Origin of the sequence: Iodobacter sp. (genome assembly GCF_025352645.1) — a bacterium.
Taxonomy (GTDB): Bacteria; Pseudomonadota; Gammaproteobacteria; order Burkholderiales; family Chitinibacteraceae; genus Iodobacter.
Map to the genome: position 1 here is coordinate 1 of NZ_JANXSO010000102.1, position 14,434 is coordinate 14,434.

The following is a 14,434-nucleotide window of genomic DNA, read 5'->3' on the forward strand; positions in this document are numbered from 1 at the left end:
GACTTATGCGCTGAATAACTCAGCGGCCAATGTTCAAGCACTGAATGAAGGCGAAACCAAGACTGAAACCTTTGCAGTGAAGTCGGCGGATGGCACCACTTCAAATGTGACGGTGACGATTGTCGGCACCAACGACGCAGCCATCATCACCCCAAGCAAACCAGGTGATGATGCGGGTCAGGTTAAAGAAGATGTGACTCTTACAACTGGCGGCACGCTGCTGGTCAACGATAAAGACGCTGGTCAATCCAGCTTCCAAGCGCAAACCGACACTACCGGCACTTACGGTAAATTCAGCATCGGTACGGATGGCAAGTGGACTTATGCGCTGAATAACTCAGCCACTAATGTTCAAGAGCTAAAAGAAGGCGATACCCGCACCGAAATCTTTACCGTTAAAACGGCCGATGGCACAAGCAGCACGGTGACTGTCCAGATTTCCGGCACCAATGAATCCGCCACGGTCGGCCAAGGCGCAGTGCAAGAAGACACCGTCACCTCCAGCAGCGGCGCACTAACGGCTAGTGGTGGGGCAACCTTTGTTTCTCAAGCAAACACGGCTGGCACTTATGGCTCATTGACGCTGGGCAGCGATGGCAAGTGGGCCTATACACTCAACAACGCCGCTGACAATGTACAAGCGCTGAAGACTGGTGAATTTAAAACCGAAAACTTCAACGTCACCCTGAGCGATGGCAGTAAAACCACCATCACCATTAATGTGCAGGGCCTGGACGACAAGGCCATCATCACCCCAAGTAAGCCAGGTGATGATGCAGGTCAGGTTAAAGAAGATGTGACTCTGACTACCGGCGGCACGCTGCTGGTCAACGATAAAGACGCTGGCCAATCCAGCTTCCAAGCGCAAACCGACACGAGCGGTACTTACGGTAAATTCAGCATCGGTGCGGACGGCAAGTGGACTTATGCGCTGAATAACTCAGCGGCCAATGTTCAAGCTCTGAAAGAAGGCGAAACCAAGACTGAAACCTTTGCAGTGAAGTCAGCGGATGGCACCACTTCAAATGTGATTGTGACGATTGTAGGTACAAACGACGCAGCCATCATCACCCCAAGCAAACCAGGTGATGATGCGGGTCAGGTTAAAGAAGATGTGACTCTTACAACTGGCGGCACGCTGCTGGTCAATGACAAAGACGCTGGCCAATCCAGTTTCCAAGCACAGACTGATGTTACTGGCACTTACGGTAAATTCAGCATCGGTGCTGATGGCAAGTGGACTTACGCGCTGAATAACTCAGCCACCAACGTCCAAGAGTTGAAAGAAGGCGAAACTAAGACGGAAACCTTTGCGGTGAAGTCGGCAGATGGCACCACTTCAAATGTGACGGTGACGATTGTCGGCACAAACGACGCAGCTATCATTACTCCAAGCAAACCAGGTGATGATGCTGGTCAGGTTAAAGAAGATGTAACTCTGACTACCGGCGGTACTTTACTCGTTAATGACAAAGACGCTGGTCAATCTAGCTTCCAAGCACAGACTGACACTACCGGCACTTACGGTAAATTCAGCATTGGCACGGATGGCAAGTGGACTTATGCGCTGAACAACAGCGCAGCCAATGTTCAGGCGCTTAAAGAGGGTGAAACCAAGACTGAAACCTTCGTGGTGATGTCGGCGGATGGCACAACGTCTAATGTTGTGGTTTCCGTACAGGGTACCAACGACGCGCCAACCAGCACGGGTGGCTTGGTCACTGGCTCCGAAGATACCGCCTATGCCTTTAAATGGAATGACTTTAATGCCGTCGATAGCGATACTGCGGCAAGCAGCCTATCAATCAAATTAAGCTCACTTCCTGTGGATGGGGTATTGCAATTTAATGGTGTAACCATTACAAACCCAGCCCAATTCACCATCAGCAAGGCCGATATTGACGCGGGTAAGCTGACCTTTGTGCCAGATGCAAATGAATCGGGTAACAATAGCTTTAATACCATTGGCACTGGCGATCAGAAATCGGACTACGCAAAATTTGATTACCAAGTGAATGATGGCAGCGTTAGCAGCGATAAAGTCAGCATGGTGGTTGATATCAAGCCTGTGGCCGATATGCCTATCATTAGCATTGGCGGGATCAACTTAGTTAATGGCTCAACCACCACCGTTACGCCACCAAAAGGCAATGGTTTAATCCAGCAGTACTATGCACCAGACGCAAATGACAATCTAAACACCACCTCGGCCAGAACGCCAACACTGATCGAAACAACGCTTGAAGGCAAAACGCCAACCAGCACCACGCTGGTAAGCTCAGCCGATGTGTATGTAGATAATGGTGCATCTGCGCCAAGTGGTATCGCTACTGATTCTGCTTACAGAGTCAGTGGTTTAGTTTACTTAGAAGAAGGTAAAAACTATACGTTCAGCGGCTATGTTGACGATACTTCCCTGCTTAAAGTTGGCGGCGTCCAACTAATGAATCGCCCTTACGATGGCTATGGCACATTTACCGCCACACCATTTGTACCTGGCAAATCAGGCTACTACACCGTTGAGTTTATCGTTTACAACGCATCCAACGTAGGTGCGATGGATCTAAATGTAAGCGTTAATGGCGCAAAAGCCATCGACTTTAACACCAGCAACTTCTCGCTCTATAGCAATTTAACTCAGCTAGAAAGCACCGGCGGTTTGCACAGCAATCTGGTGACTACAGGAGATGGCGGCTACTACCCGCAGGGCATCAGTGGGCAGGAAGACTCCTATATCCAGCTCTTTGGCTTAGCGGCCAAACTCAGCGATACCGATGGCTCCGAAAAACTACAAAGCCTTTCTCTCACCGAGCTTAAAGCAGGTAGCACCGTATTTGATGGCGTGAATACATTTAACGCGCCGAGCGATGGTTCAACTTTGAATCTCAAAGGCTGGGATTTAAACAGCCTGCAAATCAGACCACCGCTTAATTTCTTTGGTGAGTACAAGGTAGGCCTGCAAGCGGTTAGCGTAGAAAACAGTACCGGTGAAACGGCAACAAACAACGCCTTTGTATCGATTCAAGTGGCCAATACTAACGATGCGCCAAACACCAACGACGATAGCGCAAATGTTCGCGAAGATAGCGCAACAAACCCAATTACCGGCAATGTGCTTAGCAATGATATCGACGTAGATGGCGACAAACTGGTGGTTCAAGCCGTTAACAACAATGCAGCTAATGTAGGCAAAACCATCAATGGTCAATTTGGCCAGCTTACAATCAGCACAGATGGCAGCTATAGCTACAAGCTAGACAATAGCAATCCACGTGTTAACGCCCTTAACGACAGAGATAGCTTAAGCGAGAAATTCACCTACACCGCATCCGACGGCAAAGGCGGCACATCCACCGCCACGCTCACGATCAATATCCAAGGCCACACCGATCCGGTGGTGATTATGGGCTCCAGCTTCAATGATCAGATTGGCGATATGTATGGCGAATCCACCACGCTTTGGGGCACAGAAAAAACCGAAGGCACGGTGATTGATCTGCAACTAGGCGGAGGTGCCACTTCAACCGCACCAAACCCAAACCCTGGCGAGCGCTTCCAATACACCCAGTCGGTTGACCAAGTGATTGATGCGGGCGGCGGTAACGATTACGTTGAATCGGGCCGTGGTGATGATGTGATTTATGCTGGCGACAGCGACTCTGCTGGCTATAAGTTTGCTGACATTCTGGGTCACAAACTAATGACACTGGATCTGAGCTCTTTAGTTGACCCAAGCACCCAGCTATTTAGTGCAGCCGTTGGTGTAAGTAATCCAAAGGCAGATGTGGTGAACGGCGGTAGCGGCAACGATGCCATTTTTGGCCAGACAGGGGTGGACTTGCTCTACGGTCACACCGGCAATGATTACCTAGACGGCGGCAGCGATAATGATGCCTTACGTGGCGGCTTAGGTGATGATGTATTGCGCGGCGGCTCTGGCAACGATGTACTCAAAGGGGACGCTGGGGATGATGTCTTCCTCTGGATGCCAGGCGATCAAGCGATTACCCGCGGTGCCACTGCAGCAGGTACAGGCAATGAATTTGGTGTAGCGGCAAACATCAATCTAGTTAAAACAGCGACCGACGTGGTGATGGATTTCAATCAAAACGTCACCACGGGTAACAACGACAAACTAGATATGCGCGATCTGCTTATCGGCGAAACCCATGGCAGTAACGATATTGGCAACCTGCTTAACTATCTGCACGTTGAAAAAACCGGTGGCAGCACCGTTATTCACGTCAGTACCGCAGGGGAATTTAATGCTGGCTACAACGCCGGCAAAGAAGACCAAACCATCATCTTGCAAGGCGTTGACTTAACTGGCGCAACAGATGCAGATATTGTAAAAAACCTACTACAAAACAACAAACTGATTGTTGATTAAGCCTTCGCTTTAAGCTCCAAAACGGCTCTCTAGGGAGCCGTTTTTTATTGCCTATAGCTCCATCACCTCAATAAAAAAACACCTACTTGTAAGCAACATGAAGCTTTTGCTTCATCTTTGCCCGTTAATATACGCCCCTCACCGCATCAGCACTTTGCCCGTTAGCACTGTGAACGTGGCAAAAAAAAAGCCGATTGGCGCTGTCGTTCTAAATTAAAAATCAGATAAAAGAGAAATAAAAACCATGGCCCAACCCACCTTTAACCGTGTTTTTAATGTGCTATTTTTATGCACCGCTAATTCAGCCCGCAGCGTAATGTCTGAAGGCTTACTCAATATCCTTGGCCAGGGCCGCTTTAATGCTTACAGCGCGGGCACCCACCCTAGCGGCAAAATTCATCCTTACACCATCGAGCTACTGCAAAGCATTGGCTATGAAACCAGCCATTTGCACTCAAAGTCATGGCAAGAATTTGAGCATAGCAATGCACCACATATGGATATTATCATTACCGTTTGCGATAAAGCCCACGGTGAAGCTTGCCCCGCCTGGCCTGGCCACCCGATCAGCGCACACTGGGGCTACGAAGACCCACGCGGTGACACCGAAGAAGAAAAGCGCGCTTCATTTAGCAAAATATTCGCCCAAATTAAACGCAGAATCGATCTACTTGTCAGCCTGCCTTCAGAAAAATTGCAACATTTATCACTGAATGACACCGTGAAAGAAATCGGAAAAACCACCATTTAAACTAAAAACGCCAAGGTGCAGCATACCTTGCTGGCTATAGCTGCCAAGGTATGCAGCCCTCTTGAGGCATCTACAAACCTGCCAACCACGCAGCAATATTCCTTTTTAATTAGCCCCTCGGCCAACTACATTCGCCAGCAAGATGATTCAAATCATCTTTTTGCACTTGAAATCCCCCCTGCCTCACCCCCATCTCTAGAGTAAGAACTTATACGAGGAGGTGTTCAAGATGCGTTTTGATAAGCTGACCACAAAATTTCAACAGGCCATTGGTGATGCGCAAAGCAGCGCCAATGCCCATGACAATCCCTATATCGAACCCCAGCACGTTTTAGCGGCCCTACTCGCCGATGTAGATTCCGGCACGCCTGCCCTACTGGCGCGGGCGGGGGTCAACGTCACCGCACTCAAAAACGCACTCACCGCCGCCATTGAGCGCCTGCCAAAAGTAAGCGGCAACGAGGGTGACATCAGCGTTTCTAAAGAGCTGAGCAATCTACTTAATCTGACCGATAAAGCCGCACTCACGCGCGATGACCAGTTTATTTCTAGCGATTTATTCTTACTGGTTTTAAGCAGCGACAAAGGTGAAACAGGCCGTTTATTAAGAGAAAATGGCGCAAATAAAGAAGCTGTTGCCGCAGCCATTGATGCCGTACGGGGTGGGCAAAGCGTAAACAGTGCTGAAGCGGATCAAAACCGCGAAGCACTAGATAAATATTGCATGGATCTTACCGCCAGAGCCCGCGCTGGTAAGCTCGACCCTGTCATTGGCCGCGATGATGAAATCCGCCGCGCCATGCAGGTGTTGCAGCGCCGCACCAAAAACAATCCGGTACTGATTGGCGAACCAGGCGTGGGTAAAACCGCGATTGTAGAGGGCCTTGCCCAGCGGATTGTGAATGGCGAAGTACCCGAATCGCTCAAATCTAAACGGGTACTGGTACTTGATCTGGCCTCCTTGCTGGCAGGAACCAAATACCGTGGTGAATTTGAAGAGCGTCTAAAAGCCGTGCTCAACGAGCTAGCCAAAGACGAAGGCAATACCATTATTTTTATCGATGAGCTGCACACCTTAGTGGGCGCGGGTAAAACCGAAGGCTCGATGGATGCGGGCAATATGCTCAAACCCGCGTTGGCGCGTGGTGAGCTGCACTGCATCGGCGCAACGACGCTGGATGAATACCGCAAATACGTTGAAAAAGACCCTGCGCTAGAACGGCGGTTCCAGAAAGTGATTGTGGCCGAGCCAAGTGTCGAGGCCACCATTGCCATCTTGCGTGGCTTACAAGAAAAATACGAAATCCATCACGGGGTAGAAATCACCGACCCTGCAATTGTGGCCGCCGCCGAGCTGAGCCATCGCTATATCACCGATCGCTTTTTACCGGATAAGGCGATTGATCTAATTGATGAGGCTGCCGCCAAAATCAAGATGGAAATCGATTCCAAGCCCGAAGTCATGGATAAGCTAGATCGGCGCATTATCCAGCTCAAAATTGAGCGTGAAGCCGTAAAACGTGAGAAAGACGAAGCGTCTAAAAAACGCCTTACCTTGATCGAAGAAGAAAGCGCAAGGCTAGAGAAAGAATATTCAGACTTAGAAGAAATATGGAAAGCCGAAAAAGCCAGCGTACTGGGCAGCCAAGCCATCCGCGAAGAAATTGAAAAAGTAAAAGTAGCAATGGACGCCGCCCAGCGTCAGGGTGAATGGGATAAAGCCAGCGAGCTGCAATACGGCCAACTGCCCCAGCTTGAAGCCAAGCTAAAAGCCGCCGAAGCCTCTGAAGTCAGCGGCGGTAAATTAAAACTGCTGCGCACGCAAGTTGGCGCAGAAGAAATCGCCGAAGTGGTGAGCCGCGCTACCGGCATTCCGGTTAACCGCATGCTGCAGGGCGAACGGACCAAACTGCTAGCGATGGAAAACGCCTTGCATCAGAAAGTGGTCGGCCAAGCTGAAGCGGTACGCTTAGTTTCCGACGCCATCCGCCGCTCGCGTGCAGGCCTATCAGACCCTAACCGCCCTTATGGCAGCTTTTTATTCCTAGGGCCAACCGGCGTAGGTAAAACGGAGCTAACTAAGGCATTAGCTGAATTTTTATTTGATTCGCCCGATCACTTAATTCGCCTCGACATGAGCGAATTTATGGAAAAACACAGCGTATCCAGATTAGTGGGCGCGCCGCCAGGCTATGTGGGATATGAAGAAGGTGGCTATTTAACCGAGGCCGTTCGCCGCAAACCCTATAGCGTGATTTTGCTCGATGAAGTCGAAAAAGCGCATCCGGATGTGTTTAATATCCTGCTGCAGGTGCTGGACGATGGCAGGCTCACCGATGGCCAAGGCCGCACGGTAGATTTTAGAAATACCGTGATCGTGATGACCAGTAATCTGGGCAGCACGCAAATTCAGGCTATGGCCGGTATGGATTATCAGCTCATTAAAATGGCGGTATTAGCCGAGGTACAAGACCATTTCAGGCCGGAATTTGTAAACCGTATCGATGAAATGGTGGTGTTTCATTCGTTGGATCAAGCGGCAATTAGAAACATTGCCCGCATTCAGCTTAATCGCTTGCAAGGGCGCTTAGCCCATATGGAGATTGAGCTGAGCATCACCGATGCAGCGCTTGACCTGGTTGCGGCAGCAGGATTTGATCCAGTTTATGGCGCAAGGCCTTTAAAACGCGCCATTCAAGCCGAAATTGAAAACCCGCTATCTAAGGCAATCCTAGAGGGCAAAGTCAGCGCGGGGCACGTACTGACTATTGATGTTGACAATGACGCCCTGTGTTTTAAGCAATCTACATAAAAGATGTGGAAATTCAAAACGGCGGCCTGAGGGCCGCCGTTTTTATCTACGGCTTGCTCAGCAAAATAAAATTCAGCACAAAATCCCACTAAAAACGCGTCATCCCCGAGTGCTTTTACCGGAGATCCAAAGGCTTTGAGTACACCGCAACGGAATTCCCGCCTAAGCGGGAATGATGCTAGACATTGCTGAGCAAAGCGGCTAATCAAGAAAAGCATAGTTTGCGATAAACACTGTGCTTTTAATTCAATGCTTGTATTTCTTTAAATTATTCACAAATCTCTTAATTATGCGATAAGCTAAACGATCAAACTTTGAAAAAAATGTAATGAAGCAAGCACTTACATTTCTTAACCCAGAGCGATATTTCATCGCCTTTATCTTGTTTATCGGCTATGTGGGCATTGGGTTTATTAATATTCAGCAGGCGCATTTATCCCCAGGCCATCTTGCTGTTATTTGGCTGCCCGCAGGTATTGGCTTATTAATGGCACTGGAAATTGGCCCTGCTGCATTTATTTTTATTTTTTTCGCAAGCTTTATCCTCAACACTCCCACCTATTACTATATCAACACCCCAAGCAATACTCACCCCCTGATCACATCGCTGCTTGTTGGCATTGGCACGGCACTCATCGACGTGTGGCAGGCATATATGGCAGCCAAAGCTTGGCAGTTTTTTCTTACAAAACATCATCGCTCCCCTTTACAAAAACCCACTGACCTCCCCTATTTTTGGGGGAAAATATGCTTTATACCCGCCCTATTCAGCATGGCGCTCACCCATACTTTGCTAAGCCTAAGCAGTATTATTAGCACGCAGGATGGATTCAGTAACATTCAGCAAATGTTTATGCTGATTATGGGGGATACCGCAGGGCTATTTATCGTGGCGCCGATTTACGCCAGTTGGAAATCCAGCGCATTCAAATATAGAATCCGCCCCGCCATTCCTTATTTTTTTGCTTTAATCTTGATTATTGCCTTGGGGTTTCTGCTCTATAGCTATTTGATGATGCTTATTTTGCCTATCTTACTTTTGATTGCCATTCGGTTTCGATTAGCAGGAACCTCACTCGCATTACTGATTGTTTTTATGCTTTCAATGATAGGAACCACCCATCATATTGGGCCCTTTTTTACCCCCAGCGAGCCTCTTTCTTTCCTTAATTTACAATTATTTCTATTTTCAATTGGGCTGACTCTGCACTATTTAGCGCTTTTACAAGAACTACTCAGCCATAGCCATCTTCAGCTAGAAACGGAAGTGACCTTAAGAACCGAAGCATTGGCCGCCGCCAATCAACGCCTAGAAGAATTAGTCACCACGGACGAGCTAACCGGTGTTGCCAATCGGCGCGAATGGCAGCGCCGTTGTGAGGAGGCCATTATTTACGCCCGCCGCTATCAGCAACCGCTGTCTATCTTGCTGATTGATATCGATCACTTCAAAAACGTTAATGACCAGCACGGGCATTTAGCTGGCGATTTAACCCTGAAAGAGCTGTGCCGAGTTTGCACCGCCGAGCTACGTGCCACGGATAGTTTTGCCCGCTGGGGTGGCGAGGAGTTTGTGCTGCTACTCCCTGGTACCACACAGGTAGAAGCCATCTTGGCGGGCAATAAATTACGCATCGCGGTAGAAAATCAAGCCCTAGTTGAATACCACGAACAGAAAATCCGCATCACCATCAGCGTGGGTGTAGCCATGCTAGAAGACAACGATAGCAGTTTAGATCATCTATTAAATCGGGCCGATCAAGCCATGTACGCCGCAAAAGCCGCTGGGCGCAATCAAGTACAGTGCGCAATTAGCTCTACAGCGTTTAATCATTAACTAAAGTGATACACACATTGTAGGGGCGCTACTTACTGCGCCCCTACAAACATCAACTTAGACCAATGTTATTGGTATCAGCTCCCCGCAAGCAAAAACGACTTTCTTCTTGTTACAACAATGCTTTTGGTCCAACGGCCAGATTCATACCAAACAAGAAAACCACGTGGCCATTATCACAAAACAACGCCAGCACAAATTAACGGGCCGTATAAACTCTTATCCATCTTCACTTTTGGATAGATAAGAAACCCGAATCCAGCCTCGTCAAATAGGGCAACGCCGCTGACAGCGGTAGCTTACTTAGGCGGCTGGTACAGCGGTGCTACGTCCATATAAATATAGGTGCCATCTACTTTGCCATTACGAATATTGAAAATATCAGTCACTGGCAAAGTAATTTCGCTACCGTCGTGGCGGGTGTAAGTGACTTCCATTTGAGCCAAGATAGAGTCTTTGTCTTGCCACTCTTTGATAACGCGATGTTTAACCCCTTTCACGCTTTTGAAAAAATCCACCTGCGCTTGGTAAATGGCCGCTTTACCTTGGGCCTCTGGAAAATTGCCAAATTTGAAACGAGCGTTTTCCGTCAGCAGTTTGGCAAAGACGGCTGGATCCATGCTATCAATCGCATTGGTAATGGTTTGAATTTCAACTCCGGAAGCCGGAGGGGCCGCTTGAACATAAGCCACGGTGCTAAGCATTAGGACAGATGCAACAAAAATCTTTTTCATAACTAACCTTTTTATGTTTATGGAGTGAAACAGCACTATTTAGCCGAGCCTAAAATTTGTAACACTGAGGTGGAATACCCTCCTAAATAATTTTTACAAGTCAAACGTAATAGCGGGCTCTGGTGTGGATAGAAATGTGCGCTTATTTGCATAATTAGATAAGTCGTATATGGCTATAATCAATTTCAAGCATTTATTGAAGATCAATACCGTGGAAACTCTGACCAATCTGGAATCATTTGTCCGTAGCGCGGAGGCAGGCGGTTTTTCTGCAGCGGCCCGTACGCTGGCTCTGACGCCGGCAGCAGTTAGCCGCAATGTGGGCATGCTGGAAGCCAATCTAGGTGTACGGCTATTTCATCGCAGCACACGCCAGCTCACACTAACCGAGCAAGGGGAGCGGTTTCTGTATGCAATTCGAGGCAATTTGCACGCGCTACAATCAGCCATTAGCGATATTAATTCTGAGCGTGATGAGCCCAGCGGGGTACTCAAAGTCAGTATGGTGCCATCGTTTGCCATGGAATACGTGCTGCCACTAGTGCCCGCATTGATGGCGCGCTATCCGCGTATCCGCCTTGACTGGCAGCTTGAAACCGCCAAGTCAACCTAGCTGGCGAAGGAGTAGATGTGGCAATTGGTGGCGGCATCCAACTAGCCCCTGGGGTGGTAGCACGGCATGTAGGGCCCGCACATGTCGTGGCGGTGGCAGCGCCCAGCTATTTGCAAGGGCGCGCCATACCGCAGCAGCCTCGTGATTTGGCTACGCTGGCGGGCATTGTGATGCGCTCGGTGCAAACTGGGCGGGTGCAGCACTGGACTCTGCGCAATGCTCAAGGCGATGAAGCGCTGGCGGCGGTGCAAGAGCAGCTCGTTTTAAACGATCCCGACGCCATCAGCCAAGCAGCAGTACTGGGGCTGGGCGTGGCCTTGGCTCCTATGCCGCATGTACTAGCGCACTTAGAGCAGGGCCGACTGGTGCGTTTATTGCCCCAGTGGTATGCCGATGCTGGCTCAATCAGCATGTACTACTCCAGCCGAGTCCTAATGCCCGCCAAAACACGGGTGTTTATTGACTATGTGGTAGCGGCTTTTGCGGAGCAGGATTTAGCGCGGCGGTTTTCAGGGACCCCTGCTACTGCCCCTCTTACATTGCTGTCACAATAGCTACCAAGCACTAGGCTCTGTTGACGTTTTTCCGCCTCTCATTTCAGCCACAGCAGCGTCGCAGCAAATGTCAGCATGCCCAGAAATTGATCGCTTTTTTCTCGTCATGCATGGCGATCCGACGGTATTACTTGAGCTTACCAAACATGCATTCCACTCCATGCCCCTCCTTGTAATGCCACCAATCTCATTCCCGTAGCTGCTTTCGATTTACTCTCGGCGAAATAACCGCTTTGATTCCACACGCCTTGAGCCGAACCATAGTGAGTAGAAAAACGCCTTAAGCAATATGTGATTTAGTCACCTATTTGTACTATTCAACATTACAAATATCGAAATTATTGCTAGAGTAAAGTCGACGTCTTCAGACAATACCCCATTAAATACAAGGGCATATTGTGTGCATTCGCTTTCCCACCCATAAAAGGCCACGGATTTTGGCCATTATAGGAGACGCATGAGTACCGCCATCCCATCCCGTTTTCATCACACCCTCAGCATGCCGGTATTTCTACCCAGCATGATTTTAATCGGCGTTTTACTCGCCATTTGTACCCTCAACCCCACCGCCGCGGAACAAATCTTCTCGCATGGTCAAGCTTGGATTTCGCAAAATTTTAGCTGGTTCTACATTATATCCGTTGCCATTTTCATCATCACCCTTATAGCTATCGCCTGCAGCCCTTACGGTAATATCCGCCTTGGCCCAGACGATGCCAAACCTGAATATAACTTCACCTCTTGGGTTGCCATGCTGTTCGCCGCAGGCATGGGAATTGGCCTGATGTACTTTGGCGTGGGCGAGCCCATGCAGCATTATTTATCGCCACCACTGGCCGAAGGCAGCACTATGGCTGCCGCCCGTGAAGCGATGAATATGACCTTCTTTCACTGGGGCTTTCATGCTTGGGCGATTTACTGCTTAGTGGGCCTAGTGCTGGCTTATTTTGGCTTTCGCTACAATCTACCGCTCACCATTCGCTCCGGCCTTTACCCCATTTTGCGTGACCGAATCAACGGCCCAATGGGACACGCTGTCGACGTATTTGCCCTTTGTGGCACCATCTTTGGTATCGCTACCACCCTAGGCTTTGGCATTTTACAAATCAGCGCGGGGATTGCATCCCTCACCGGCTGGGATACTTCTGGGCTTAATTTTAAATATGGCTTAATTGCCGTCGTTATTGGCTTAGCTGGCTGCTCAGCCGCATCGGGCTTAGATAAGGGTGTGCGCCGCTTAAGCGAGCTAAACCTTAGCCTCGCCATTATCCTGATGCTGTTTGTATTATTTGCAGGGCCAACGTTATTTCTACTTGGCGCTTTTGGTGACAACCTTGGAAATTATTTTTCTAGTATTGTGGAATTGACTTTCCGCTCTTATACCTATGAGCCAACGCAAAAAGAAGGCTGGTTTAGTGGCTGGACGCTGCTCTATTGGGCGTGGTGGATTTCATGGTCACCGTTTGTGGGAATGTTTATTGCGCGTATTTCCCGTGGCCGCACCTTGCGTGAATTTATCATCGGCGTAATGCTGATTCCCGCGCTATTTAATCTGATTTGGATGACCATTTTTGGTAACACCGCCATCTGGCTAGATATGCATACCGCTGCCGGTGCGCTATCGCAAACCGCGGGCAATGTGGATGCACTGCTTTTCAAATTCTTTGAATTCCTACCGCTAGCTAAAGTCACCTCCTCCATTGCCATTTTGCTGATTGCCGTATTTTTTGTGACCTCGGCCGATTCGGGCGCCTTTGTGCTCAATACCATTGCCACCCGTGGCGCAGAAAAATCACCGGCTTGGCAGTGCCTATTTTGGGCAGGCTTACTTGGCGTGACCGCCGCCATCCTACTCACAACGGGTGGTTTAAAGGCATTGCAAGCCGTCACCTTAATTGCCGCCCTACCTTTCACGGCCATCATGCTGCTGCTCTGCTTTAGCCTCTGTAAAGGCTTAGCGGCCGATCGTGAACACTTCTCACAAAAGTTTTCACCTGGCACTACCTTTTGGACAGGCCAGCACTGGCGCATACGCCTTGCGCAAATTCTGCAAGAGCCACGCTTAAGCGATGTTGAAAAATTCATTGCAAAAAGCGTTGAGCCCGCGCTCAAAGAAGTAGCAGCCGAGCTGCAAAAGCAAGGCTTAGAAGCATCCGTGCTCGTTGGGGACGATAAGGCCGTTTCTTTGATTGTGCCACAAGCCAATCTGCGCGATTTTGTGTACGGCGTGCGGCCGTTAAAACAGCCTGTACCTGCTTTTGCCCTCAGAGACGCATCGCTCCCCATGTCTAGCCGTCCGCATCATTACGTGCCCATTACCTTCTTTGAAGACGGCCGCCAAGGCTACGATGTGCAATATATGATTCAGCAAGAGCTGATTGCCGACGTGTTAAAACAATATGAACGCTATTTAAGTTTGGTACACAATAAAGATACCCATCTGCTGAATTCTGCACCTGGGCATACTTAAAGCATAAGCACCAAAATCCAAACGCCCACCGTTTCAAGTGGGCGTTTTTTATTGCTAGGTAAAATTGACAAAATCGGCCTAAGTGGTTAAATTCCCAAGACCAAAGAGGAGAGAGTAGCTAGGGAAAACCCCAGTTACCGCCGAAGGCGCAACGCCCGCGAACGCTCAGGCAAAAGGACTCTTTGGCATCAACACTCTGGAGAGCGGCGTATAAAACGCCCACCGAAGGGGCTAACAAAACGGATCGTCATGAGCCGTTTTGGAATCTCTCAG

At 49.2% G+C, this 14,434-nt stretch carries 8 protein-coding genes and 1 riboswitch; of the genes, 7 read left to right on the forward strand and 1 reads right to left on the reverse strand.

The window, feature by feature from the left end:
* From Q0R17_RS11590 to Q0R17_RS11605, 4 genes are all read left to right on the forward strand, one after another.
* A partial coding sequence (locus Q0R17_RS11590; protein WP_293935366.1) for a VCBS domain-containing protein occupies positions 1 to 4,390 on the forward strand: 4,390 nt, incomplete at its 5' end.
* 244 nt (positions 4,391 to 4,634) lie between these two features.
* Positions 4,635 to 5,141 (forward strand): arsenate reductase ArsC, encoded by a 507-nt coding sequence (locus Q0R17_RS11595; protein ID WP_293935367.1) that lies wholly within the window; start codon positions 4,635 to 4,637, stop codon positions 5,139 to 5,141.
* A gap of 229 nt (positions 5,142 to 5,370) precedes the next feature.
* Entirely contained in the window at positions 5,371 to 7,953 is a 2,583-nt protein-coding gene (gene clpB / locus Q0R17_RS11600; protein WP_293935370.1) for an ATP-dependent chaperone ClpB, read from the forward strand.
* A gap of 328 nt (positions 7,954 to 8,281) precedes the next feature.
* The gene (locus Q0R17_RS11605) at positions 8,282 to 9,790 is read left to right on the forward strand and encodes a GGDEF domain-containing protein (RefSeq protein WP_293935372.1); all 1,509 of its coding nucleotides are present in this window, start codon (positions 8,282 to 8,284) and stop codon (positions 9,788 to 9,790) included.
* 299 nt (positions 9,791 to 10,089) lie between these two features.
* On the opposite strand, the gene Q0R17_RS11610 is transcribed toward Q0R17_RS11605, so the two are convergent.
* On the reverse strand, positions 10,090 to 10,524 hold the full coding sequence (locus Q0R17_RS11610) for a nuclear transport factor 2 family protein (RefSeq protein WP_293935375.1): 435 nt from the start codon (positions 10,522 to 10,524) through the stop codon (positions 10,090 to 10,092).
* A 169-nt stretch (positions 10,525 to 10,693) separates the two neighbouring features.
* Here Q0R17_RS11610 and Q0R17_RS11615 point away from each other — a divergent pair, with 169 nt between their 5' ends.
* The 3 genes from Q0R17_RS11615 (at position 10,694) to Q0R17_RS11625 (ending at position 14,161) form a co-directional block, all read left to right on the forward strand.
* Entirely contained in the window at positions 10,694 to 11,137 is a 444-nt protein-coding gene (locus tag Q0R17_RS11615) for a LysR family transcriptional regulator (RefSeq protein ID WP_293935376.1), read from the forward strand.
* Positions 11,138 to 11,154: 17 nt separating this feature from the next.
* A complete protein-coding gene (locus Q0R17_RS11620) occupies positions 11,155 to 11,691 on the forward strand; it encodes a substrate binding domain-containing protein (protein ID WP_293935378.1) in 537 nt (178 codons plus the stop codon).
* Positions 11,692 to 12,148: 457 nt separating this feature from the next.
* The gene (locus tag Q0R17_RS11625) at positions 12,149 to 14,161 is read left to right on the forward strand and encodes a BCCT family transporter (RefSeq protein WP_293935380.1); all 2,013 of its coding nucleotides are present in this window, start codon (positions 12,149 to 12,151) and stop codon (positions 14,159 to 14,161) included.
* Between the two features lie 95 nt (positions 14,162 to 14,256).
* A riboswitch (glycine riboswitch) is annotated at positions 14,257 to 14,352 on the forward strand.
* The last annotated feature ends 82 nt before the right edge of the window (positions 14,353 to 14,434 follow it).

Excerpts from the sequence above, each read along its gene's own strand:
- Q0R17_RS11595 (WP_293935367.1), top strand. The coding sequence starts at position 4,635 with ATGGCCCAACCCACCTTTAACCGTGTTTTTAATGTGCTATTTTTATGC.
- clpB (WP_293935370.1), top strand. The coding sequence starts at position 5,371 with ATGCGTTTTGATAAGCTGACCACAAAATTTCAACAGGCCATTGGTGAT.
- Q0R17_RS11605 (WP_293935372.1), top strand. The coding sequence starts at position 8,282 with ATGAAGCAAGCACTTACATTTCTTAACCCAGAGCGATATTTCATCGCC.
- Q0R17_RS11610 (WP_293935375.1), bottom strand. The coding sequence starts at position 10,524 with ATGAAAAAGATTTTTGTTGCATCTGTCCTAATGCTTAGCACCGTGGCT.
- Q0R17_RS11615 (WP_293935376.1), top strand. The coding sequence starts at position 10,694 with ATGGCTATAATCAATTTCAAGCATTTATTGAAGATCAATACCGTGGAA.
- Q0R17_RS11625 (WP_293935380.1), top strand. The coding sequence starts at position 12,149 with ATGAGTACCGCCATCCCATCCCGTTTTCATCACACCCTCAGCATGCCG.